This window comes from Exilibacterium tricleocarpae (assembly GCF_007004655.1).
Taxonomy (GTDB): Bacteria; Pseudomonadota; Gammaproteobacteria; order Pseudomonadales; family Cellvibrionaceae; genus Exilibacterium; species Exilibacterium tricleocarpae.
On the sequence record NZ_ML660090.1, the window covers coordinates 165,571 to 188,140 of the forward strand.

The window sequence follows — 22,570 nt, forward strand, 5'->3', positions numbered from 1 at the left end:
CCGACCCGACCGTGCCCCCCACTAACCAAGCTTCCGGGATTGCCCCACTTCATGCAATCCCACCACGCCCTGCCCATAGCGCTCCTTTACCTGCTTGCGCCGCCGCCGGCTGATCGGGATACGCAAACCGTTCGACATCACACAGCAACCCTCATTGCCGGCCATCTGTACTTGCCGCAGATGCGCATGGGCAACCCAGTGGGAGCGGTGCACCAGCATGCCGGTGTCCGCCAACGCTTCGGCAAGATTTCCCAGATTACCGAGCACTATCGCTTTACCAAGCGCAGTGTAAACATGCAGGTAGTGAAGATCGGAGGAAACCGCAACAATATCTCTACCTAAAACGTCGGGCAGCGAGGCGTAAAATCGAGCCAGTGTTTCATCGCGATCCCGCTGGCGTTGGTCCGGCGCAGCCACAGCACTGTTGCCGTCCGGCCCCTTGGGCGGAGGCGGGTCGTCAAGCTGGGGTTTACCTACCAGCAACGGCAAATTCATCACCAACCAGGTAACGACAAACAAAGGCACTACTTCCAGATATTCGGCTGCCAGCCCCTGCCAGAGGCCGCGCTCCGCAAATCGATCCAGCCAGTCGTCCGGCACCGCCTGGCTCGGCACCGCAAAGACCTGCTCCAATCCCCAATAGGCCGGTGCCACCAGGGCGGCGCCCAGCATACCGGTCAACAGTACTGCCAGCACCGCCGGTATCCGTTGCGCCCAGCGACGGCCGATCGCCAAGCTCGCGCACCAGACGCCGCACAATCCAAGACTGATATGCAGCGACCAGAACAGCACTCGCCCGACACTATCCAGACCCCGGGACGCCTCCGGGCGCAATACGACAAACAGCACAACCAAGGCCACGCCGGCCACCGGAAGCGTGCGCCCGAGGGGCAGTACACCCAGCAAGGTGCCGTTGGTAATCCTTTGCATCGATCTTGCCGCCGCTAATGATGTATTGACTTTAAAATAAATAGACGACCGTCAGCCCCACTTCCGTTTCGTAATCCCGCAATGCAATGGGGCTGTCGGCTATGTCGCTATTGTATTTCTCGTAACCCAATTCGGCACTGAGCTGCCAGCGCTCGGCCGGGAACCAGCGCCCGACCAGGCTCGCGCCGAAAGATCGGTAGCCGCCACTGAACCGTGTCGGCGCCAGGCCCGACGCCTCACTCTGGGCCGCGGAGATGCCAAAATCCCGTTCAAAAAATGCCGCCGAGCCAAACGTGGTAAAAGCAATCAATTCCAGGCCGGTACCCACTGCATTTGCGCCAAAGTAGTGTCCGCCCGCCAGCACGCCGAGCGTGCCAATATCGCCATCGCCGGCCATCACCCGCGCGCCCAGCCAGTTGTTCCAGTTGGCGCCGAAACCGCGCCGCACTTCAAACATCGCGGTCAGCTCATCATCGGTATCGCCAAGACCGCGCAGTGCGTCGGCGTCGTCTTCGTCGCGCCCGCCCTCGAGCCGCAGCCCCGCCTGCACCAGCCAGTGTTGCCCGCGCAGCGCGCGCCAGCCGAGTTCGGCACCCTCCAAAAACCACATCTGGTGGCCGTCGCGCCACTGTACCAACAGCGCCGGCTCCGCTTCAACATCGTAGTCGTCGGCACCGTCGTAGAGCGCTTCGTACTCGACAGCGGCACCGAAGGCAAAAGCCCAGCCGTCCGCCTGCGCGATACTCGGAATCGACGGTAACGGCAATAACGGATCGGCCAGGACGGGCTGGGAAAGTATAAGTGTTGCCAAAATATAAGAGACTGAAAATCGCATGACGGTCTGGTGCTCCTGATAGCTGATTGAACCGGCTCACCCGACTGAAAGCGCCACCGCAGTAGCGGGGCCGGCATTAAGGACACCGTCAAATTACCGGCCTGCGCCGGGCGCAGCAGCCGCTTTTGCACTAACGCGCCGACTTTTGCACCAGCGGTACGCGGCCCGATCATGAACGCCCGCCAATCCATATCGATTCCGTCTAACCACATGCACCCAGTCGACAGTTTGGCGGGCCGGAATTTGGCACAATAGGTCCCAAGTCAACGAAGTCTGTCCGCGTTATTACAGGTTGTACCCAATGAAAGGCAAGACACCATTCCTTCGTATCCCCCGCATCGGCGAATTGTTGCTCCGGCACCGGTTAGTCAACCGCTCACAACTTGCCGCCGCGATCCGGACCCAGCGCCGCAGCGACAAGCGCCTCGGCGAGATATTGGTCGACCAACAGGTCATTAGCCGCAGCCAACTATCCCTCAGCCTGCGGCGCCAGACGCTGATGCGCTGCATCTGTGTTGCCGCGACACTGATCCTGACACCACTGCTGTCGGCCCAGGCCCAATCACAGGAGAAGAGCCGCAGCGACATGCTGCCGAGCATGGGCGCCGGCCTCAAGACGGAGTCTGTCGACCTGGTCAAGACGCTGGAGAAGCGCTTCAACTCGCCGTTGCTGACACTGCTGAAAGGCGAGTACAAAGGCGGGGTGGACAAGAACAGCGAGGGCCTGCGCTACAAGGCCGAATGGTCGGAAGACAGCGTCATGTTCGAGGTAAAGTACCAGTTTTGAGCCCGCGCCGGCCCGGGACCCCGGAACCGGCAAAATACCTTTAAATTGTCTTGCATCAATTTCTCCCGCCCGGCGCTGGGCTAAGGTAGCGGCTGCGCCTATCGAGGAGAACAACAATGAAGAAATTCAGTCTGTGCGTATTACTGCCCCTGACCCTGCTGGCCGCAGGTTGCGATACCGGCCCCGAATCGCCCCGCGGCTTCAGCCTGCCGGTCGGCGATGCCGCCAAGGGCGAAGTCGTGTTCCAGGAGTTCAATTGCACCGCCTGCCATACGCTTAAAGGCAAAGAGGGTACCAGCGACAGTGACGCCGAAGTGCCGGTGGTACTGGGCGGTAAGGTAACCCGTGTGAAGACTTATGCCGAACTGGTCACCTCGATTATCAACCCCTCCCACCGCCTTGCCAAAGGCTACCCCGAGGAGGTCATCCAGGAAAACGGTCAGTCGAAGATGACCAATTTCAATGCGATCATGACGGTGGAGCAGTTGGCCAACCTGGTGACTTTCCTGCAACCCCACTATGAATTGGAAAAGTACGAGCCGACTTACTATCCAAGTTTTTATTAAAATACAGAGCTTACAAACAGCCACCCCCGGTAGATCGATATCGGGGGTGGCTATCAGCGATCGGGCTCAATAAGGCAGGAAGTCGAACGAATAGTTCAGCGTGGTCCGCAGGACGTTACTCGCACTAAACGCTATCAAGCGCAGGCGGGCCATCAACTTTTTCTCCAGCGCATCGTCGTTCAACTCGCTGGAGATAATTTTCACCGATGCCACCTGGCCGCCCGGCTCGATTACCAGTTGCACGGTCACCTTGCCCTGCAGCGCCGGGTTTTTGCGCAGTGCGCGGTTGTAGATGGCAAAGATAGCATCTTTGTTGCGATCCATGATCTTGCGAACTTCTTCATCGCTGCGCGCTGAGCGCTCGCGCCCGCCACCGGACTGGGATTTGGCGCCCTTGGCACCCTGCAACGCCACCGGTGTATCCACCTTGGTGGTTTCCCGGCCGGACAAGGCCACACCGCCGGTATCGCGACTCAGGGAGGCGGTGCTGATGCCGCCACTGGTGCCGCGGGCCTGGCTGGTGATCACCGAGCGGTCGACCTTTCTAGCCGCCGCCTGGTTACGGGTGAGGTTGGTATTGGCGACGTCGGCCATATCCAGCGTGTCGCGCATGGCCGCCAAGTCGTCCTTAAACTGCATCAAGCCGCTGGTCGCCGCTTTTTCCTTCGCCTTCTGCACGATTTCCACCGGCTTGGGCTCGGGCTTCGGTTTCGGCTTAGGCTCGGGTTTCGGCTCGGGCTTGGGCTTTTCCTTGGGTTTTTCTTTCGGCTTTTCCTTGGGCTTGGGTTTTGGCTTGGGTTTGGGTTTCGGCTTGGGCAACTCCTTCTTTTCCAGAATCACCTGGGCCAGCTGCGGCGGCAGCTCCTCCAATTCTTTACGCTCGGGCTCCGGCACCGGAATAAACGGTATCACCAAACCGACCACCAGCAGTGACACCAGCAGAATCTTGAGGATGCGGTGAAACCGCTGGTTGTCCTCAATGGTGGACTGCCAGGGTAGCTGGAGACTCGGACCTCTGAGGACTATTGCTGCCACGCCAGGCCCTCCTCTGCATCGGGAGTACCCGGCGCCACCCGCGTTACCGCCAGCGAGATATCGCGGTAATCGGCCGCGGCGCAGGTAGTCATAATGCGCTTGAGCAGGGCATAGGGTATGGACTCATCCCCCATAATCGTCACGGCGCGGCCTTTCTTTTTCTCCGATTCGGTCAGCGGCCGCCGCGATGCCTGGTACTCGAGTTCTTCGGTCAGCTCCTTGATATCGTTTTCCTCGCGCCCCAATACTGTGGCGACCGGCACCAGGGAACGGCCGGCTACGACAATATCAGTCTGGTTGAGCATAACGACCAGGGTGGCATCGGGTTTTTTCTCGGCCACCGACTCCGGCAGCTTAATGGACTTGTTGCTTTGCAGCACTTCCACATCGGAGGAGTTCACCAACAAAAAGAACACCAGGATGGTGAAGATATCCATCAACGACACCAGATTCAGTTTCGAAGTCTGCTTCAGGCGTTTGTGATGGCGGGCCATGCGGCGGGCGCGTAAATTCTGTTTCATTTACCGGCACTCCCCACGCTCACCAGCGCTTCGCCTTCCGGGGCGTCACCCAGGGAAATATCCGGAAACAGCTCGGCGTCGACTTCCGAGGCGGCCACCACCGCCTTGAAGGAGCGCACGGTATCCATGGTACTGACGATGGTCTGGTAGTCGGTATCGGCTTCGGACAAAATCAGGATATCGCGTTTTTCTATGCCTTTCTCACGCAACTGGCGTTTCACTTCCTGCAGGACATCGGATAGAAGTTTGAAATCGTAGCGGAGCTTCGCAGTCGCCGCCTCTTCATCGGGCGCGACTTTTTCAATACGCTTGAGGCGAATGCCCGCCGGATAATTCACATCGATGTAGTCGTCGCGAATCACCAGCTCCAATTGCTTTTCCTGCTGTTCGTCTTTTTTGTCATCCGATGCCGCCATATCCGGTAACTTCAGATCGAGTACAGTAATGTGGGAAAACACCATACTCATCAACAGCACCGGAACCAGCACAATCATCAGGTTCATAAAAGAGGTGATATCTAACTCTGCCTCTTTATTGGCCAAACGTCGTCTTCGCATCATGGTCGAAACGTCACCACTTGATTGATTGAATTGAGACGGAGCTTTTCAGCTCTCAGCCGTCACTGGCACGGGACTTGGCCGCCATCAGGCGGGCATCGGCCATCAGGTTCAGGCATTTGACGCCGGCCATCTCCAGGCTGTCGACAATCTCAGTGGTTTTGGTTTGCAACATGGCGTGAAACAACAACAGCGGAATCGCCGAGATCAAACCAAACGCGGTGGTGTTCATAGCCACGGAAATACTTTGTGACAACAGCGATGCTTTTTCTGTGGGATCGGCATTGGCCACCGCGGTAAAGGCGGCAATCAGACCGATAATGGTACCGAGCAGGCCGAGCAGGGTGGCGATATTGGCGAGTGTGGCCAGGTAGCTGGTGCGCTTCTCGAGTCGCGGCACCGCCTCCATCACGCCTTCTTCCATGGCGAATTCAATCTCGTCACGGCGCTGGGTCTGGCTCATGCGCGCCACACCGGAGGCGATAATACGGGCCACCGGCGCATTGTCGGACTTGGCGAAACTGACGACGCTTTTATAATCCCTCTTGCTCAGCATCGGCAGAATGCGATTGAAGGCCCGGCGATTGGACATTTTAGCGTGGGTTAAAAACAGCCAACGCTCCAGTACAACGGCCAAACCAATTACCAGTACAACCGCAATCGGGTACATAAAAGGGCCGCCGCTTTGAAAAAAACGCACGATGGTGGTCATGAAGTCCATAAACCCTCTGCCTCCTCTACTCGCATCAGTGGGTGGGTTTTTAAAAGTAAACTACCTTATTAACCGTAGCCTGTTACTCAAACGATTGCTGGAATCGTTGTCGATACTGTTGTTAGAAATTTTCACCGAACAAGCAGTTTGGTGTCCTTAGCTGAGGCGGTCTCGATGGGGGAATAGCCCCGCGAGACACGCCGTAAATACATCCATGTAGGCTTTTCTCCAGCATCCCTGCTGGCGAAAGTCTCGCGGGGCTATTCCCCCATCGAGACCTAAGTGCCACTTGAATGAAAACACTTCCTGGTCAGTGCACGAGTTTCAGCCTGTGTCGAATCCGTTCTCGAAACCACTATCGGCACTACTATCGGCACTACTATTGAAACATTACTGCAACTATGCCCGTTATTCAGAAAAATTACCGTGACAGGCACAGCGTTTTTTACGCCAACTTAGTCTGAATGTAAAATTTCCGTACCGAAAGCAAACTCCCGCGACATTTATTTTAATAGAAGTTGCGGCATTAAGGTGTCCGTTTTTGGGTGAATTCCGCCTGTGTTTATACCGATATCTATTGTTTTTCCTGTACGTCCGACATTTCTTTTATATATTGCAACTGGCGCCGAAATTCTGTGCGCTCCACGTGGGAAAAAACCGCCTGCAACTGACTGTCGACGGATTGGTACAACGCCTCGGAGCCCTCCGGGGGTTTCCAGGGCACAATGTATAAAACTGTTGGCTGCTCCTGGTTCCCTTTGATCGTCGACTCCATATTGATAACGGCTTCCTGTGCCTGCGCAGCACCGATGCACAATAAAGTCGCACACAGGGCGACACTTCTCACTGCAGTTGCCATCACTATCGTCCCTCCACTTGCGCGACGTTTTGCAGGCGGCGTTTTAAGTCCGCGATCCAACCGGTTATCTGTCGGTCGGGTTGCGCCTGCAACTGCTGGTAGGATTCAAAATGCCCCAGCGCTTTGTCGAACTGACCGAGATAAAGGTCATACAAAATACCCAGGTTGCGGTGCGAGGCGGCGTGTTGCGGCCAGACATCCAATGCCTGCAGGTATAGTTTTTCCGCCGCGGCAAAGTCGCCCTGGTGGCGCTTGATAACCGCCAGTTGGTTGTAGGCATCGAGGTTTTTGCCGTTGGCCGCGATCGCCTGGTTCAATGCCTCTTCGGCCTGGGGCAGGCGTTCGGTGTGGTGGTAGACGATGCCGAGGTTGAGCCAGGGACCGGACAACGTCGGGTGCTCCACCGTCAGTTCCTGCAACAACACCTCGGCCTTCTGCCACTGTTCTGCCCGTAGCGCCGCCAGCGCCTGGCCGAACAGGGCCTGGGCCTGGCGGGGTGCGTCTACCGGGTTGGCCAGGTAAGGGTTGGGGGTCAAGGTGGGATCGGCTCCCGCCACACCTTGTGTTTCATCGGCCGGCGCCTGGGCGGCGGGCCGCTGCCCGGGCGCGGGTTTGCCGAGGCCGCCAAACTGGCTGCAGCCGGCCAGCGTCACGCTCAGCAGCGCCGCCGCCAGCCAGTTGACGCGGGGACCAAGCGCTGGGCTTTTAATAAAAAGCATCGTGCTCTTGACAGACGGCATCGCAGCTTTAATAAAAAGCACCGCGCTGTTAATAAATAGTTTCACTGTACTTCACCACGGTTTCCGACTTCTGGTAGCGCCCCGGCAGCAGCCGGGCCAGTGATTCGAAGCTCTGCTTGACCCAGTCGTCGTAGAGCCCGGTCCAACTGCGTTGAGCGTTGGCTTCGTGTATTTCGATCGCCTTTTCTTCGAACGGGAAGGCCTGTTCCTCGAGCAACACTTCGTACTGTTCGAGGGCCAGTGCGTCCAGGTCCTTGGGCCGCTCCGAGTCCATCAGGTCACTGCTCAGGCGCGAATAGACTTCACCGATCCGAAAGTTTGCCTGGGTGGCGAACTCGGCCACGCCGTAGTCCAGGATCTTTTTATAAGCTGCCAGGGTGTCCTGCAAGGCCTTTTTCTTGTTCTTGAGACTTCGTTGCAAAGGTAACTTAAGCGGTATGCGCACAAAGTTCTGATAGGTGTCATGGGCCAGTTCCGTCGACGAAAACGCCGCCATGTAACGGGAGCGGTCGGTGCGCTTGGCGCCGGCCCTGGCATCGCCGTCGACGATCTTGCGCAGCCAGAAGCGCCGTTTGCCGGGCTGCTTGTCGGCGAGATAGAGTTCCTGCAGTTTGAATTTCGCCTCCATCGCGATATCGAACGGCTCGGGATAGGTGTTGGCGTATTGGCGGTACTGCGCGATGGCATCGCCGCGGCGCTCACCTTTTTCATACAGCTCCGCCGCCAGGAACAGCGATTGGCGCCGTACATTGGGGTCCGGATCGGATTTGGCGACACCGCCGAGGGTGTCGGCAGCCAGCTCCCAACTCTGCATGGCCTGGTAGACCACGACCAGCTTGGCCGGTATCTTGGCGCTCAGACTGTGGCCGGGGAAGCGGGCGCGAAAATCCGTCAGCTCGCGCTCCGCTTCGTCCCAACGCTGCAGTTCCATCAGATAGTTGGCGGCGTCGTACTGGGCTTTGATGGCAATTTCCGATCCCGGTGTCGCCGCCCGCACCCGCAGCAGTTGTTCCACTGCCTGGGCCTTGTTGCCCGCCGCCAGGGACTGCTCGGCGGTTTTAAAGATACTGGCGGCAACGCGCTCCTCGATCTTAGCGCGGTCCGGGTCTTTGGGATTTAGCAACTGCAATACCGAGCGGTAAGCGACTTCGGCCTCGGCGTAGCGCTGCAGGTCAAACAGGCCGTGGCCCTGCACCAGCCAGGCGGTGCGGCGCAACTCGGTGGCCGCCGGGGGCTGCCACTCGGTGATACGGCGGGCGGCGGCCACTGCTTTTTCATGCTCGCCCTGCTCCAGCAGGGCCTGGGCAGCCTGGGTCAGGACACCCGGGGCGCGCTTGTCGGTGGCGTAGTAGTCGGCAAAGTTGAGGGCGTTGTCAATTTTGCGCTGGGCCCAGACCTGCCGGGTCTCGGCCGGTGCCTGCTCGATCAATTCCTGTGCCGCCAGGATCGCGGAATAGCCGGCTTCGGGCCCGTGCTTTTTGTCGAGATAATGGTAAGCGACGCGCTCGTAAGCGTCGATGGCACGGGGCAGCTGGCGGGCCTCGTAAAAGGTTTCGGCCATCAGGAATACCATCTCCGGCGTCTGCTTGTCCTTGGGAAAGGTGTCGACAAATTCCTGGTACCAACCGGCGGCGGTCAGATAGGTCTGGCGCTGTTTGGCGAGCCGCTGGGCCGGTGACAAGCCTTTTTCCTGCGCGTCGTCCGCCGCTTTTTGCTTGGCTTTGGGTGCTTGTTTTAACTGCTGGGCCTCGGCGTGGTAGTACTTGGCCAGCTCCGGAATGTAAACGTGCAGGTAGGTGCGCAGTTCGTTGCGAATCGGTTCTTCCTTCATGCCCCAGTACTGGCTGTGGATGCCGTAGCCGCGCACGAACGCTTCTTTGGCCGGCAGGATCAGGCTGGGGAAATTACCCAACTCGTACACTTTGATGGTGCGCACGCTAAACGCCGGCGAGTAGTCAGATACGGGGTAGTTCTTCACATAGTGAATAAAGGTGTCGGCACTGTCGCGGAAACGGCGCTTGTCCAGATAGAGTTTACCGAGGCGATCGTAGAGCTGGTGGTGATAGGGACGCTCGCCCAGTTGCCGGTAAACCTCGGTTATGGTCTGGGCGCCGTCGAGATAAGAAAACACCAGGCTCATCACCCGCAGGGTATCTTCAGAGAGGCTGCGTTGCGGCCCGTCGAGACTGGCAAAGTCGCCGTTGGGCGGTGTAATCGCATCGAGCACCTTAGTGAATGAACCCAGGGAGGCGCGATAGTTATTGCGTTTGAACTGGGACCAGCCGTGCATGTAAAGGGCGTTGTGATAAAACGGGGACTCCTCACCGACCGCCATAACCGCGGCATAGGCTGCCTCTGCCGCGGCATAGTTGCCCTCGCTGAAAAACCGTTCGGCGCGGCGGAACTGGGCCTCGGCAATCAGCGACGACTGCGGATAATCCGCCGCCAACTTGTCGAGCACCGCGGCTGATTCCTCAACCCGACCATCCAGCGCGTAAGCTTTGGCCAGCTGGTAGCGCAGGGTATCGGTGTCGGTGTGTGCCTCCTGCAGTTCGATCAGCTCCTCGTACATGTCTATGGCGCCGTCGAAAAACCGGCGCACCTCGGTGGCCGCCAGTTGGGTCTGCTCGCTGCGGGCCATTTCCAGCCCCGCCAGGCGCACCAGGATTTTGCGCCGCACTTCCGGGTCCTCGGCCACTTCCAGGGCGCCGCGGTAACTGTTTTCGATATCTTCCAGGGTCACCTTGGGAATTTTGATTTCGGGGTCGGGCAGTTGCGCCGGTTCCAGTTCCGCCAGGGTGGGTCCGCGGTCGATATCACCATCGCCAAACCAGGCGCAACCCTGCCCCAGAACGGCCAGCACCAGCGCGGCGACGGTGCTTTTGCGCAGCGCCGGACTCATGGCTGCCCCTCCCGCACCGCTGTGCTCTGAGCCGCCGCGGCCTGACCTCCGACCGGGGTCTGTTGCGCCGGCGCGTCTGCTTCAGGTGAGTCTTCCTCGAGCGAGATTTCGTCCTCCAGGGACGCATCATAAAGGCGCGCCACTGAGAGGCGCGCCTGGGCCAGGTAGTGACGCAGGCGCCGGCGCTGGGAGAGAATTTCTTCCGATACCTGCCGGCGCAGGCTGGATTCCGCCAGGGCTACCGCCGCATTGACTTTGTCACTGTGACTCTGCACCCGGGCCCGCGCGGACTGCAGCCGCTGTCGGTAGGGCTCGATATCCGGCGCCGTGTTGATAACACCTTCGAGGCGCTGTTGATTGCGTTCCAGTTCCTGTAGCGCCGCGTCCAGCTCGCCGAGCGTCCTGCGGTTTTCCCAGAGGTGATCGGCAAACGCCTCACTGGCGGTCCACAGCAGCATGCCGCGAAAGCGCCGCAGCGGTGTCCTGTAATCTTCAATATCTTCCCCGGCCGCCTCGAGCCGTTCCATACCGACGCGCGCGCGCTCGGCAATTTCGTAGAGCGAAGCGGTATCGGCACTGGCGATGGCCAGGTAATCGCGCTCGGCGGCGATGGTTTCGATCCGTGTCGCCAGGGCTTCGCGGTGGGCCACCAATCGGTTTTTTTGTTGCAGTAGTTGCCGCGCGGCGACCAGTTGCAGTTTTTTGCCGCGGGCGATTTCCCGCTCGTCCAACATCAACTGGTAGGCGTCAAGTTTTTCCACCCACTGCCCGAGACGGGTCTGCATGCGCAACAGATCGCGCAGTTCCTGCACCGAGCCCTGGAAGCGGTTGCTGGCAAACAATTCCGTCAGGTAGCTCAGGTGGGGTTTGACGGCGGTGGTCTTGTCGATGGCAAACCAGTTGCGATTGCTGTCCTCACTGACCCGCAACGCCGCCAGCAGCGCCTGGTTCTGGAGCTCTTCGAGCACCTGGTCGATGCGGGCAATTTCCTGCTGAAAGACATTCTCGGCATTGAGAAACGCCCCCAGCGCTTCGCCGGCAGAGCCCAGCTTCTCATAGGCATAGGGCACCGCCAGCACCGCCTCTTGAGTAGAGGCGTGTACCAGTGAGCGCCGGCTCAGGGCCTGCCAGGGCTTGAGCGCCACGGCGTAGTCGCCGGTCTGCGCCGCCGCCCAGCCGTAGCCAAGCAGTGCCCGGTTGGACATGGGGCTTTCCAGCCGCACCTGGGTGAACTGACCCAGCGCATCGGCGTGCAGCCCCTGCAACATCAAGGTGTAGCCGGCGGCAGTGAGGGCTTTATCGTTCAGTGCCAGGTGTTCTTCGAGGGTATCGGCGTCCTGCATCAAGCGCAGCTTACCGAGGGCGGCGTAGTGCCTGATGGCCGTCTCGTAATCCTGATCGCGGCTGTAGGCAACACCCAGGTTGTAGTGGACATAGGGCAGCCAGTTGCCGAGATAACGGTCGCCCTTTTTCAGCAGCCGCCGGGCCCGCTCGAGACCGCCCCGCTTGATGGCGAGGTTGACCTGGAGCGCGGCCAGCTCCTGCAGCAGTTCGTCGTCGAAGTTACCGCGAATATTGCCGAGGCTCGCTTCGGCACCGTCCCAGTCGCTGCGCAGGTAACGCAACTTGCCCAGATAAAACCAGGCGGCGTTGCGCACATCCCGCGGGCGGCTGCCGTCGAGCAGGCGGGTAAAGGTCTCACCGGCGCGGCGCTCCATGCCAAATGCGAGACTGATACCGCCGGCCATCAACTCCGGATTATCACCGTGGCCCTTGATACCGCCGCGGGCCTCGGCCACCATCAGCTCGGTGAGGGCGGCCAGGTAGTGATCCTGGTAGTAGTGATACAGGGTGACGCCGTAGCGTAAATCCGCCACCGAACTCAACGGCTTGGCCGCCACGGCCCCGCCGGAACCGGCCGATAGCCAGAGGCTCAGGAACAGCGTTACAAGCCGAGGGGTCTGCACCTGAGGTCTCACAACTGCCATTCTTTGATATCGAAGACCGGTTGCAGCTTGGTGGTGGAGTCGACAATACGCAACTCCAGCGCCTTGGGCTCCTGTTCCTTCTCCAGGGTGACGGTGGCGCCGCGCTTGTACTCGCGTCCCCCCGGGCCTTTGCCGGTGAAAAATGCCGTCACTTCGTGGCTGCCGGATTTCAGGTTGCCGAGAAACAGCCGCTGCACGCCGCCGCGGAACAGGGCATCGACCTGGCGCGGGGTATAGAGATGACTGGCCACCAGTTTATCGCCGATTTTCACCTTTACCGCATCCAGTTCGAAGAATTCACCCACGTCCATGGAGACGAACAGGGCGACCTGGGTGTTGGCGGGGAAGAGCAATTCCTCTTCCAGAATCAACAGGTCGCGATTCAGCTCCAGCACTGTCTGTTTGAGGTCCTCCACCTGCTCGCTCAGGGGTGCGGCGGGTTCATCGCCGGCCGGCAGCACCGGTGCCTCGAATTCGGCGCCGGGCATTGGCTCCGGGTCCTGCGCCCCGGGTTCCGTGTCCAACACAGGGTCGGCCATCGGATCGGAGGTCTGCGCGGCGGGGTCCGTATCGTTGCCGGCGGTTGCATCGGGCTCTATGTCCTGCGCCATCGTCGCCGGATCGGGGTCGGCAATCGTCTCGGCCGGCTCCTGGGCATAGACAGCGGTACCGAGTAACAAACTGACAGCGGCGATACACAGGGTGAATCGGCCGGTTGACGGATTGGTTGTGCGCTTCATGCGATAACTCTCTGATTCTGTGTCTGTTGCTCTTTAATTATGTGGCTTATGTTGTTTGGCTTAGGGCCCTCTATGTCCCTTTAGCTGAGGGCTCTCTAATCCCTCTGGCTGAAGGCTCTCTAATCCCTCTGGCTGAGGGCTCTCTAATCCCTCTGGCTGAGGGCTCTCTAATCCCTCTGGCTGAGGGCTCTCTAATCCCTCTAGCCGAGGGCTCTCTAATCCCTTTAGCTGAAGGCCCGTTATCCCTTTAGCCAGGGGCTTCTCAATTCCGGCTGATATCTCGCCCCGCGGTTAGCCTTCCAGTATTAATCCTAGGCGAACAATTTAAGCCTAGGCGAATGACAATTAAACGTGCCGATAAATATCCGCTTACTACCCAGTCACCGCCACCTTGCAGGCGGCAACAGCGGCACTAGGTACAGCGCCCTGTCTTCCCGCACTGTCCCGCAGCCGCCGGGAGCCCGGCCCCTAAGCCGCAGTCGCAGGGGCGCCGGCGCTGTTACCACCGCTTGGCGGATGGCGTTACTGCAGCAGAATCCGGCATTTCTTTTCCGTCAGCCCGTCTCTTTCTTTTCCGTTAGAAAGCATCGATAAGTGCCAAGTTTATAGTGACAATGCCAATTTTTGTGCGGCATGGACCACAACTTGATAAATTCGGCAGGCAACTGTGCGGAAAAACCCGAATATCGGGCCCAATATGACAATTGGCGTCAAAATCATTCTTTCGGCGGCATCAAACCCTGACTGTAGTGCAGCTTGCCGGCCGAGTCGATAATGACGCCATCAAAATCCTTTAGGCGGTTTAACAGGGCGAGGCCCTTTTCCACTCCCAGTACAAATACGGTGGTCGACAGCGGGTCGGTGTCAAACCCCCGCGGTCCCACCACACTGACACTGGCAATACCGGTCGCCGAGCGACCGGTGCGGGGATTGAGGATGTGGTGCACCCGCTCCCCGGTCTGCTGGTCGATAAAATAGCGCTCGTAATCCCCCGAGGTGGACACCGCGGCGTCGCTCAATGGCAGCAGCACCGCAACCCGGTCCCGGGCGCGGGGGTTCTTGACCCCGACCATCCAGGGGCGGCCGCGCTTGTCGCCGATCACGCGGCTGTCGCCGCCGGCGCTGACACTGGCGTGGGTGATACCGAGTTGGCGCAGTTTCCGCGCCGCCAGGTCGACGGCATAGCCCTTGGCGATGCCCCCCAGGTCGATGCGCAAATCCGGGTGGCCGAACGCCAGGGTGCGGCGCTCGCGGTCCAGGGTAATCAGGCGGTAGTCGATGGCGGGCAACAGTTGCCGGCGCTGTTCACCACTGGGTTGGCGTCCCTCACGATAGTCGTAGCGGCCGCCGACCGAGGCGAAACTGATATCGAAGGCGCCCTCGCTCAGGCGGCTGTAATAGAGAGACTTATCGATCAGCATCTGCATTTCCGCGCTGATGGGTACAACCTCGCCAAAAGCGGTGGCGTTGAGGCGAGATAAGTCGCTGTCTGTTTTGTAGGGGCTCAGGGTATTGTCAAGGCGGCGCGCCTCGGCCATCACCGCCGCGATGGCGCGCTCGGCGGCGGCCGCGTCAGTATGCCAGAGCGTGACACTGACCTCGGTGCCCATGATCGGCTGGCTGTCACTGAACCATTCGGCGCGGGCCGCCAGCGTCGTGCAGACGCCCAGCGACAGCAGCAAAGTGCGCAGTAACAGCGACAGGACGAGGTTGGGAGCGGTTGGCATTGACGACTGCGCCTGCGATCGCTCAGAACGACCAGCTGACGGCATAGCCGCCATCGGCGCCGCGTTCGCCGATCATCGGCAGCGCCTGGAACAGCGGCGCCGGCGCACCCTCGCGCGGCTTGATGGTGCCGGAGAAAGACAGGGTTTCACGGGCGTTAACCTGCAGCCGCAGCTCGATGGGGCCGTCCAGATCAAATACCTCGGCGTTGACGCCGCCCTCACCGTCTTCCTTCAGCTTGGCGGCAAAGCTGCCCAGACTCATCCAGGTGCGCCCGTATTGAAACCGCGCCCCGCGCCAGTTGATATTGCCGTCGATAGCACCGAGATTGGGGCCATCGCCTTTGGCAGACTGAATCTGCACGGACAGGTCGCCGTCCAGCTGCAACTCCTGCCACCAGAGACTCAGCAGGGCCGCCGCGCCGTTGAACTCGCCGTCGGCCAGGCGCCAGCCGGCCGGTCCGCCGCAACCGCGGCCGCTGAGTTTCTGCCGCTGCAGGGCGGTCTCAAAGTCGACGCAGGGTTGCAGCCACAATAGGGACAGTGGCCGAAACTGCCACCGCAGCGTACCCAGGGGCAATACCTGACCCTCGATCTGCACGGCGGCAGAGGCGGCGCGGCCGGACCAGAAACTGCCCGATACCTGACCCATCTGCAGCGGCGTCAGGCTCTGCAGCAACCAGGCACCCCAGGCCGCCGGTATCGACGTCAGCACCATCCCCAGCCACAGGAGTACGGCGGCGATAATCCAGTGTGCACGCTTGATCGGTAGCTGCCTCAGGCGCTTTTCGTCGGCATCGGCTCCAGTAGCTGTATCGGTCACCGCAACTACCCCTTAAACAGGCGCACATTGGCCACCACTTCGCCGGCAACATTGCCGGTCACCACCGACAGTTCACGGACCTGGACGCTGTGCTGACTTTCCAGTTCGTGAATCCAATGCATAAAGTTGTTGAACGGCGCCCCGTCGAGCCGCAGTTTCACCTCACCGCTGCTGCTGGGCTGAAAACCCTGCATCTGCAGGCCGTGCTTGCGCAACGTCTGGTCCACCAGGTCGGCTATGCTGCCGCGGGAGCGGGGCACCGCGGCGGTGCGACTGCGCTGCTGGAGTTCAGCGGCCAGCTCCTGCACCCGGGCCAGCTTTTCGGCGGCGATCACATTGGTGCGGGCCTGTTCCTCCCGCGCCTTCTGCAAGGGTTGCAACACCACTGACCAGAGCAGAAATATCAACAGGCAAACCGCGCCGATCGCCAGGATCAACTGCTCGCGCCGGTCGCGTTGTAAAAACCACTCTTTTGCCGCACCATTCACCGCCTGATCCCTCGCTCACTGCGTAAACCTTTACTCACTTTGTAGCCCTTCATATCCGCGCTCACCCCTATATCTGTCGCTTGATGCGCATGCGCGCCTGCTGCACTTCACCCTGGGCACTGGAGTTGAGCAATTCCGCCTGCAGGCCTTTTTGCTCGACGCTGACGCGCAGCTTCTCAATCGCGTTAAAGGTTTTCGCCTCCAGTGTCAGCCGCAATTCACCGCGCTGATCCGTGTAATTCATCCCCTGCAGGGTAAGCTCTTCGTTGCCGGCGATCAGCGGCGCCACGGTGCCGATCATCACGGTGGCGCCACTGCCCTCGCCACCGCCCTGCAGCGCCTGGACTTTGGTCTTGAGCTGCCTCTCGGGATCGCTGATACGACCTCGCGGCACGGCGGTGCGGTAGGCCTGTTCTGTCTGCTGGCGCAAACTGAGATGCTCCGATTTGAGCACCTGGTAGCCGCCCAGGTTCAAGCCGCCGTAGAGCACCACTGCGACCAGCGCCACCGCCGCGACCTGGCGCCATTCCAGCCACCACTTTTCAAACGGCAGGCGCCGGGCGAATTCCCCCTGGCGCAGGTTGATCGGCGGCGTCGGGCCGGCCTCCAGGTCGCAGCGATCCCACATGTCCAGGGTTTCGGCCTCGACTTCGGCCTCGATATCGGCCGGCAACAGGGCTCTCAGGGTCTCGAGCGCATCGCTGTCATCGGCCAGCAGCCGGATCGACTCCGGCGCCGGTGCCTGTGCCAGCAGGGCCTCGAGGGCCGGCGTCAACAGGGCGGCCTCAATGGCAAAACCGAGATTGTCGCCATAGCTGACCGAGACCTGTCCGCCGTAGGCGAGGCCGCCGAATGACAGGGTCCAGCCGTTGTCGGCCCGCGGCAACACCAGGGGCTCGGGTACACAGTAGTGCAGATCGACGCCGCGGCTGGTGAAAGCGCCCAGTCGCTGGCGGAACCAGTCCCGCTCGGTGTAGGCCACCGCCACGTTTTCCTCACCGGGCTCGCAGAGGGCGAAATGCATATCGTCGACGTCCGCCGCCACCGCCTCCTCGAACTGGAAGGGGACCAAACGCGCCAGGTGGCGCTTCTCTTTGGCGCTGAAAGTCATCTTGTCACAGACGATATGGTCCCCCGGCAGCAGTAGCCAAAGCTCGCTGCCCGCCTCGCGCAGGTGGGCGCAGAGGGCGTCGATATTGCCGCGGCTGGGCACATCTCGCCAGTGGCCGTCGGCACCCAGATCACGCCAGAAATAGGTGTCCGGGTCCGGCCCGAAATGTATGATCACTTTGTTCAACGCAGGAGCCCTTGTTTCGTGGTATCCGGTTTTAGAATGGTTGGTGCTGATATATCGACATCTAAGGTGGCAAAATCCTGACTATCGAAACCTGAGGCACCAAAACCTCGAGCACTGAAACCTGAAGTACTAAAACCTAAAGTGCCGATCTCTACCCTATCGGGTTTTATTCTACTAACTATTAGCATAACGGCTTACTTCCGCGCCGGTCCGGCAACACAGGTTATTATTGTTTCGCATCTGTCCTTCCATTTCCGCCTTTTGGTTCCGCTTTTTGCCAACAGCCTTGCTGTCGACAGTGGACCCGTCCGGGGTTCGCTACCTGGAGGTCGCGCCCGCCAACTCGTCGGCGCCTTCCTCCTCATCCTCGGGCTCGAGCTGCGGATACACCGGCAGGCGGTTGTCGCGGCGCCAGACCACACTGGTCTGGCCCTCGCCGTCGCGCTTGAGCAAACTGGTAATATGACGCCGCTGGCGACCGATCTGAGTTTTGCCCAACAGCATAAAATGGCTGCTCTTTACCGTCAGCCCCTCACTGGAAATCTGGTCCCGCTCCTCCTGGCTCTGGATACTGGTGACGGTTTCGGAGGTGGTAAACTCGCGCACGTTACCGTAACCCTCGTCGCCCCGACCCGCCACCATGGACTCACCGTCAATCAGTGTCAGGGGTGTCAGCTCGGAGCGGATGTTAAGCGTGCTCATCAACCGCGCCGAGGCGGTGTTGACATTGATGTCCGTCGCCTCCGGCAGCGCCACCAGCTCGTACTTCACCAGATTGTACAACTCTATCGGCATATGCCGCACCAACAGCAGCTCACTGATCGAGTTCATCGGCTGGTTGGCCGGCCGGTAGGGTATCTCCAGACCGCGATAGTAGTCGCTTTCGGCGCCGGAAAAATCGAACGGCTGATCGTCGGCATCGAGCCAGTCGATAACCGCAACGGTAATTTCCTGGGCCAGCGTCTGGTCGACGGGAAACTCGTCGTAAGTCTGCAACAGTCGCATAAAACGTCGTTGGGCGGGGGTAAAACGCTGCCAGGGCTCAGCGCTGGCGCCGCCACCCGGGTCCGAGGCCCTGCCCACCAGTGAGTTGATATTGAGCCGCCCCTGGGCGTCTATCAGCCGCGGCTCCACCCAACCGCCCTCCACCGGGAACTGCGGCAGGTCCATAGCCCAGGCCTCGGCCAGGTGATCGACATCCATATCCTCATCCTGGGCCAGCGCATAGGCCGCCAGCGACTCCGAACCGAACAGGTACTCGCGCGCCTGGGCCCCGTGCCAGCGATTCTCGGCCCGCGCGGCGGTGAGTTGGAATTCCGCCGCGATACCCACCGCCAGGCCCACCACGGTGGCGACGATCAGCAGGGCGATAATCAGCGCCGCCCCGGTCTGTCTTCGAAACGGCCGCCGAAACGAAGGTTGCAACGAACGTCGAGACGAGGATTGAGACCAGGCTCGAGGCACCGATGCCGGCATGGGTCTAGGCCCCGACGGCAAGGTCGAACAAACGGGTAATTTCACCCAGGTCCTCCAGTTCGATGGTCATTTCCACCGCGGCGGGCAGTTGCTTGGCCTCCGCCCCCTGCACCGGCGGCCACAGGGTCTGCCACTGCCCCGACCCCAGGCTGGTGACGGTGTCGGGCAGGAAGCGCACCGTCACCTCTTTGACTTCCTCGAGCAGGTCCAGCTCCTGCGGCTCCTCGACACCGGTGCCGTCCACCACAAACCAGTAGTCCCGCCACAGGGTCTCACCGTCGAAGCGATAACCGACCCGCTGCAGCTCGCTGCGCGGCTGATTGAGCGGGTTGGTCCAGCCGCCGCGCACGAACAGCATCAGATATTGGGTGCGCTCGCCGCCGCTGAAGGCGGCCGTGTCGAGACCCAGCGCGTCTTTACCGCTGCGGGCCAGGGCGTGGCGCAGGTCGGTTTCGATCAATTGCAGGGCGCGGTCGATATGATTGAGCCGTTTGGCCGCGGCGCTGGTACGCTCAGTGGCCTCAGTGGCGACATCGAACGCCTCGTAGGCCAGCGCCGCCACCAGCACTGAAATCGCCATCGCCACCAACACCTCGAGCAGGGTGAAACCGCGCTGGCGACCGCTGCCAGGCCGCCTATTCATGGACAAACCCCGCCAACATCACCAGCGACTCTTCCTTTTCCTTGTCGCCGAGGCTGACCCTGACCTCCATCCGCTTCATGCCCTCGACCGGTGTTTCCAGCGCCTCCAGGTACCAGGTCCAGGTGGTGCCGGCCATTTCCACCTGGTCGCTGGCGGTGCCTTTGAAGACCTGGTTATTGAGCCGGCGCAGCACTCTGAGTTCGGTCATTTTGTTCTGCGCGATCCACTGGGCAATGGTGCGGTCGCGCATATAGCTGGTGTGGGAAGTCTGGCCCTGGACCTCGTGCAACAGCGCCGGCAGGGCCATGCTGACAATAGCCAGGGCCACCAATACCTCGACCAGGGTAAAGCCGCGTGTACCTTTTTTTACACAGCCGCGGGTTTTTACTAAGCCGCAGGCGCTTTTTCTAACACAGCCGCAGGCGCCTTTTAAACAGTCGCAAGCACTGATGTGAGCCGGGCTGCGGGCGTTAATCTTCATCGGGTTGCAGCTCCTCCCGCGCCTCCGCCAGGCGCAAACCCTCTTCCCAGACGATACGTCCCAACAGGTCCACCTCGATATGCTGGTTGTGGTCGGAGTCGTCGCGCATGGAAAGCTCCAGCGTAAAGGGGGTGGCCTCACCGCTGGCAAAAAACACCAGGTCGGGAATCAGCTCCTCCTCCCCCTCAGGCTCGGGCTCGGGCAGCTCGCGCCGGTTGCCGAGGCCGGGTCTCGGCACGCCGATATCGGTCTCGCTGCGGGGGGTGGTGAAGTCGCTGACGTACTGGCCGTCCACCTCGAGCAACACGTCCACATATTCCGGCAACTGGACCTCGAGCAGGGGTTCTTCCGCCACTTCCCACTTATCTTCACGGTGGGCGTACCAGGTGTAGCGCCAACCCTGCTCCCCCTCGGGCTCGGTCCATTTCACCCCCAGGGCCTCGCCGCTGAAGGTGGCGTTTTCCAGTGCCAGGTGCATTTGCGAGGTCAGGCGCTGGGCGATATCGTGCATTTCCCTGCTGCGGTTATCGCCCACGGCGAGGGACACCATACCGACCCCGAAACCGATGATGACCAACACCACCAGTATCTCGATCAGGGTGAACCCCCCGGCCCGTTTCCCGCTCATCGGTTTATGCCCTCCGGGGCGCTAGCTGTCGTCGTCGGTTTTCCAGTTGCCGATATCCTTGTTGGGGCCCTCGCCGCCGCTGATGCCGTCGGCGCCCAGGGTGTAGATATCAAACTCGCCGTTTTCACCCGGACTCAGGTACAGGTAGGGCCGCCCCCAGGGATCGGTAGGCTCCTCGTCGAGGTAGGCGCGCCAGTTTCTCGGCACCGGGTCGAGGGTCGGTTGCTCCGACAAGGCCACCAGGCCCTGTTCGCTGGTGGGGTAAGTAAAGTTGTCCAGCCGGTACAGTTTCAGGGCCGTCTCTATGTTGCGGAAATCCGCCGCCACCTTGTCCCGCTGGGCTTCGTCGACTTCGTCGATCACATTCGGTGCGACAATGCCGATCAGCAGACCGATAATTACCAGTACCACCAGAATTTCAATCAGGCTGAAGCCCGTCTGGGGCCGCCGTGTCGTCTTCATTTATCTAACACTCCTTTTCAATCTCTGTTAGTGTCTCTGTCTAATTGCGAGGGCCACTGGCTGATTGTGAAGGCCACCGCCAGGATCACCGCGACAGCGCCAACAGCCACAACCACCAGCGCTGCAACCATGGCCGCAGCGGGCGGTTTTCAACCCACCAGTTTGTTGAGTTCGAAAATCGGCTGCAGAATAGCCATCACAATCAGGGTGACCATACCGCCCATAAACACCACCGTCAGTGGTTCCAGCAGCCCCATGGCGGTGCCGAGCATCATTTCCAGTTCCCGCTCTTGGTTGTTGGCCGAATGCTCCAACTGTTTATCCAGGGTGCCGTTGGCCTCCCCACTGGCCGCCATCTGCACCAGCAGCGGCGGGAATATGCCCGCCTGATCCAGCGCCCGGTGGAGGCTGGTTCCCTCCTGCACGGCCGCCGCCACACTTTTGCTGGCTTCGCGCAGCGCCGTGTTGCTCATCACCTGGCCGGCTATACGCAGGCCTTCCAGCAAAGGTACGCCGCTGGACAACAGTATGCTCAGCGTGGCCGAGAAGCGCGCGCTGTCGGCCTGTAACACCAGTTCGCCGAACAGCGGCAACTTCAACTGGATGCGGTGCCAGACCAGTCTGCGAGCCGGGTCCCGCAACAGCACCGCAACGCCGTAACCAAGTGCCACCAACCCCACCACACAGTAGAGGCCGTAGTTGATGATAAAATCACTGGCGGCAATCAACGCCTGGGTCAGACCGGGCAGCTCCGCGTTGCTGTTGCGGAACAGGCCGGTCAGCTTCGGCACCACGAAGGCCATCAGCGCGGCAATCACCGAAATCGCCACTCCCATCAGCACCATCGGGTAGATCATCGCCATCTTCATGCGCTGGCGGGTGTGCTGGCTGTTCTCGGCGTAGTCCGCCAGCCGCTCCAGCACCGGGCCCAAAAAACCGGCACTTTCGCCGGCCCGCACCATCGACCGGTACATATCGTCGAAAGCGCGGGGATTCTCACCCAGCGCCTGGGCCAGGCTGTGCCCCTCCAGCACCCGCGCCCGCACCTGCAGGACCACTTCTTTGACACCGGGTTTGCGGCTCTGTTTGGCGGCGGTTTGCAGCACTTCGTCGAGCGGCAGACCCGATTGCACCAGGGACGCCAACTGGCGGGTGATCAAGGTGACGTCCTTGGGACTCAGGCGGCGGTTCCAGCCGGAAAAGGAGAAGCTCGGCGCACCGCCACCTGCTTTCTTGGCGGCGGCGGCCTCCACTTGAATCGGCTTTAGCGCCTTGGAGCGCAACTGGCCGCGCACCTGGCGCTCGGAGTCGCCCTCGATAACACCTTTGACTAGCTTGCCGCTGGCGTCCAGTGCCTGGTAACTAAAGGCTCCCAT

The 22,570-nt window shown here is 60.6% G+C and carries 23 protein-coding genes; 2 read left to right on the plus strand and 21 right to left on the minus strand.

Going from position 1 to position 22,570, the window contains the following annotated elements:
- Positions 1-21: 21 nt before the first annotated feature.
- Both FKG94_RS07085 and FKG94_RS07090 read right to left on the minus strand, forming a co-directional pair.
- On the minus strand, positions 22-930 hold the full coding sequence (locus FKG94_RS07085) for a LytTR family DNA-binding domain-containing protein (protein ID WP_142903512.1): 909 nt from the start codon (positions 928-930) through the stop codon (positions 22-24).
- Positions 931-961: 31 nt separating this feature from the next.
- Entirely contained in the window at positions 962-1,765 is an 804-nt protein-coding gene (locus FKG94_RS07090) for a MipA/OmpV family protein (protein ID WP_142903513.1), read from the minus strand.
- A gap of 301 nt (positions 1,766-2,066) precedes the next feature.
- Here FKG94_RS07090 and FKG94_RS07095 point away from each other — a divergent pair, with 301 nt between their 5' ends.
- A complete protein-coding gene (locus FKG94_RS07095) occupies positions 2,067-2,552 on the plus strand; it encodes a cyclic di-GMP-binding domain-containing protein, MshE-related (RefSeq protein WP_142903514.1) in 486 nt (161 codons plus the stop codon).
- Between the two features lie 116 nt (positions 2,553-2,668).
- Positions 2,669-3,118, plus strand: coding sequence for a c-type cytochrome (locus FKG94_RS07100; RefSeq protein ID WP_142903515.1), 450 nt, complete (start codon positions 2,669-2,671; stop codon positions 3,116-3,118).
- 66 nt (positions 3,119-3,184) lie between these two features.
- On the opposite strand, the gene FKG94_RS07105 is transcribed toward FKG94_RS07100, so the two are convergent.
- From FKG94_RS07105 to gspF, 19 genes are all read right to left on the minus strand, one after another.
- On the minus strand, positions 3,185-4,153 hold the full coding sequence (locus tag FKG94_RS07105) for an AgmX/PglI C-terminal domain-containing protein (protein WP_142903516.1): 969 nt from the start codon (positions 4,151-4,153) through the stop codon (positions 3,185-3,187).
- Positions 4,141-4,674, minus strand: coding sequence for an ExbD/TolR family protein (locus FKG94_RS07110; protein ID WP_179957529.1), 534 nt, complete (start codon positions 4,672-4,674; stop codon positions 4,141-4,143). The genes FKG94_RS07105 and FKG94_RS07110 overlap by 13 nt, the downstream gene beginning before the upstream one ends.
- Positions 4,671-5,231: an ExbD/TolR family protein gene (locus FKG94_RS07115; RefSeq protein WP_142903747.1), complete on the minus strand. Its 561-nt coding sequence runs from the start codon at positions 5,229-5,231 to the stop codon at positions 4,671-4,673. The genes FKG94_RS07110 and FKG94_RS07115 overlap by 4 nt, the downstream gene beginning before the upstream one ends.
- 55 nt (positions 5,232-5,286) lie before the next feature.
- Positions 5,287-5,943: a MotA/TolQ/ExbB proton channel family protein gene (locus FKG94_RS07120; protein WP_179957549.1), complete on the minus strand. Its 657-nt coding sequence runs from the start codon at positions 5,941-5,943 to the stop codon at positions 5,287-5,289.
- A gap of 574 nt (positions 5,944-6,517) precedes the next feature.
- Positions 6,518-6,802, minus strand: coding sequence for a hypothetical protein (locus FKG94_RS07125; RefSeq protein WP_142903518.1), 285 nt, complete (start codon positions 6,800-6,802; stop codon positions 6,518-6,520).
- A gap of 2 nt (positions 6,803-6,804) precedes the next feature.
- The gene (locus FKG94_RS07130; RefSeq protein ID WP_179957530.1) at positions 6,805-7,521 is read right to left on the minus strand and encodes a tetratricopeptide repeat protein; all 717 of its coding nucleotides are present in this window, start codon (positions 7,519-7,521) and stop codon (positions 6,805-6,807) included.
- A 49-nt stretch (positions 7,522-7,570) separates the two neighbouring features.
- Complete coding sequence (locus FKG94_RS07135; RefSeq protein ID WP_246124992.1) at positions 7,571-10,444, minus strand: tetratricopeptide repeat protein; 2,874 nt, start codon at positions 10,442-10,444, stop codon at positions 7,571-7,573.
- Positions 10,441-12,411 carry a coiled-coil domain-containing protein gene (locus FKG94_RS07140; protein ID WP_142903520.1) on the minus strand — a complete coding sequence of 657 codons (1,971 nt, stop codon included), beginning with the start codon at positions 12,409-12,411 and terminating at the stop codon, positions 10,441-10,443. The genes FKG94_RS07135 and FKG94_RS07140 overlap by 4 nt, the downstream gene beginning before the upstream one ends.
- Before the next feature lie 8 nt (positions 12,412-12,419).
- On the minus strand, positions 12,420-12,920 hold the full coding sequence (locus tag FKG94_RS07145; protein ID WP_142903749.1) for an AraC family transcriptional regulator: 501 nt from the start codon (positions 12,918-12,920) through the stop codon (positions 12,420-12,422).
- A 968-nt stretch (positions 12,921-13,888) separates the two neighbouring features.
- A complete protein-coding gene (locus tag FKG94_RS07150; protein ID WP_142903521.1) occupies positions 13,889-14,899 on the minus strand; it encodes an FAD:protein FMN transferase in 1,011 nt (336 codons plus the stop codon).
- Positions 14,900-14,921: 22 nt separating this feature from the next.
- Entirely contained in the window at positions 14,922-15,719 is a 798-nt protein-coding gene (locus tag FKG94_RS07155; protein WP_142903522.1) for a type II secretion system protein N, read from the minus strand.
- A 5-nt stretch (positions 15,720-15,724) separates the two neighbouring features.
- Positions 15,725-16,207, minus strand: a complete 483-nt coding sequence (gene gspM, locus FKG94_RS07160; protein WP_142903523.1) for a type II secretion system protein GspM — start codon at positions 16,205-16,207, stop codon at positions 15,725-15,727.
- 67 nt (positions 16,208-16,274) lie between these two features.
- Positions 16,275-17,495: a type II secretion system protein GspL gene (gspL, locus tag FKG94_RS07165; protein ID WP_246125019.1), complete on the minus strand. Its 1,221-nt coding sequence runs from the start codon at positions 17,493-17,495 to the stop codon at positions 16,275-16,277.
- A 327-nt stretch (positions 17,496-17,822) separates the two neighbouring features.
- Complete coding sequence (gene gspK / locus FKG94_RS07170; protein ID WP_179957531.1) at positions 17,823-18,929, minus strand: type II secretion system minor pseudopilin GspK; 1,107 nt, start codon at positions 18,927-18,929, stop codon at positions 17,823-17,825.
- A 55-nt stretch (positions 18,930-18,984) separates the two neighbouring features.
- On the minus strand, positions 18,985-19,623 hold the full coding sequence (gene gspJ, locus FKG94_RS07175) for a type II secretion system minor pseudopilin GspJ (RefSeq protein ID WP_142903526.1): 639 nt from the start codon (positions 19,621-19,623) through the stop codon (positions 18,985-18,987).
- Complete coding sequence (gene gspI / locus FKG94_RS07180; RefSeq protein WP_142903527.1) at positions 19,616-20,104, minus strand: type II secretion system minor pseudopilin GspI; 489 nt, start codon at positions 20,102-20,104, stop codon at positions 19,616-19,618. The genes gspJ and gspI overlap by 8 nt, the downstream gene beginning before the upstream one ends.
- Positions 20,094-20,732: a type II secretion system minor pseudopilin GspH gene (gene gspH, locus FKG94_RS07185; RefSeq protein WP_142903528.1), complete on the minus strand. Its 639-nt coding sequence runs from the start codon at positions 20,730-20,732 to the stop codon at positions 20,094-20,096. Before gspH ends, gspI begins: the two co-directional genes overlap by 11 nt.
- Positions 20,733-20,753: 21 nt before the next feature.
- Positions 20,754-21,194: a type II secretion system major pseudopilin GspG gene (gspG, locus tag FKG94_RS07190; protein WP_142903529.1), complete on the minus strand. Its 441-nt coding sequence runs from the start codon at positions 21,192-21,194 to the stop codon at positions 20,754-20,756.
- Positions 21,195-21,343: 149 nt separating this feature from the next.
- A complete protein-coding gene (gspF, locus tag FKG94_RS07195) occupies positions 21,344-22,570 on the minus strand; it encodes a type II secretion system inner membrane protein GspF (RefSeq protein WP_142903530.1) in 1,227 nt (408 codons plus the stop codon).

Bases quoted from the DNA above. Each gene is read 5' to 3' on its own strand.
- FKG94_RS07145 (WP_142903749.1), bottom strand. From the start codon at position 12,920: ATGCCCGGCGCCGAATTCGAGGCACCGGTGCTGCCGGCCGGCGATGAA.
- FKG94_RS07110 (WP_179957529.1), bottom strand. From the start codon at position 4,674: ATGAAACAGAATTTACGCGCCCGCCGCATGGCCCGCCATCACAAACGC.
- FKG94_RS07090 (WP_142903513.1), bottom strand. From the start codon at position 1,765: ATGCGATTTTCAGTCTCTTATATTTTGGCAACACTTATACTTTCCCAG.
- FKG94_RS07135 (WP_246124992.1), bottom strand. From the start codon at position 10,444: ATGAGTCCGGCGCTGCGCAAAAGCACCGTCGCCGCGCTGGTGCTGGCC.
- FKG94_RS07100 (WP_142903515.1), top strand. From the start codon at position 2,669: ATGAAGAAATTCAGTCTGTGCGTATTACTGCCCCTGACCCTGCTGGCC.
- FKG94_RS07125 (WP_142903518.1), bottom strand. From the start codon at position 6,802: ATGGCAACTGCAGTGAGAAGTGTCGCCCTGTGTGCGACTTTATTGTGC.
- gspF (WP_142903530.1), bottom strand. From the start codon at position 22,570: ATGGGAGCCTTTAGTTACCAGGCACTGGACGCCAGCGGCAAGCTAGTC.
- gspG (WP_142903529.1), bottom strand. From the start codon at position 21,194: ATGAAGACGACACGGCGGCCCCAGACGGGCTTCAGCCTGATTGAAATT.
- FKG94_RS07130 (WP_179957530.1), bottom strand. From the start codon at position 7,521: ATGCTTTTTATTAAAAGCCCAGCGCTTGGTCCCCGCGTCAACTGGCTG.
- gspI (WP_142903527.1), bottom strand. From the start codon at position 20,104: ATGAAGATTAACGCCCGCAGCCCGGCTCACATCAGTGCTTGCGACTGT.
- FKG94_RS07150 (WP_142903521.1), bottom strand. From the start codon at position 14,899: ATGCCAACCGCTCCCAACCTCGTCCTGTCGCTGTTACTGCGCACTTTG.
- FKG94_RS07095 (WP_142903514.1), top strand. From the start codon at position 2,067: ATGAAAGGCAAGACACCATTCCTTCGTATCCCCCGCATCGGCGAATTG.
- gspH (WP_142903528.1), bottom strand. From the start codon at position 20,732: ATGAGCGGGAAACGGGCCGGGGGGTTCACCCTGATCGAGATACTGGTG.
- FKG94_RS07085 (WP_142903512.1), bottom strand. From the start codon at position 930: ATGCAAAGGATTACCAACGGCACCTTGCTGGGTGTACTGCCCCTCGGG.
- FKG94_RS07120 (WP_179957549.1), bottom strand. From the start codon at position 5,943: ATGACCACCATCGTGCGTTTTTTTCAAAGCGGCGGCCCTTTTATGTAC.
- FKG94_RS07115 (WP_142903747.1), bottom strand. From the start codon at position 5,231: ATGCGAAGACGACGTTTGGCCAATAAAGAGGCAGAGTTAGATATCACC.
- gspJ (WP_142903526.1), bottom strand. From the start codon at position 19,623: ATGAATAGGCGGCCTGGCAGCGGTCGCCAGCGCGGTTTCACCCTGCTC.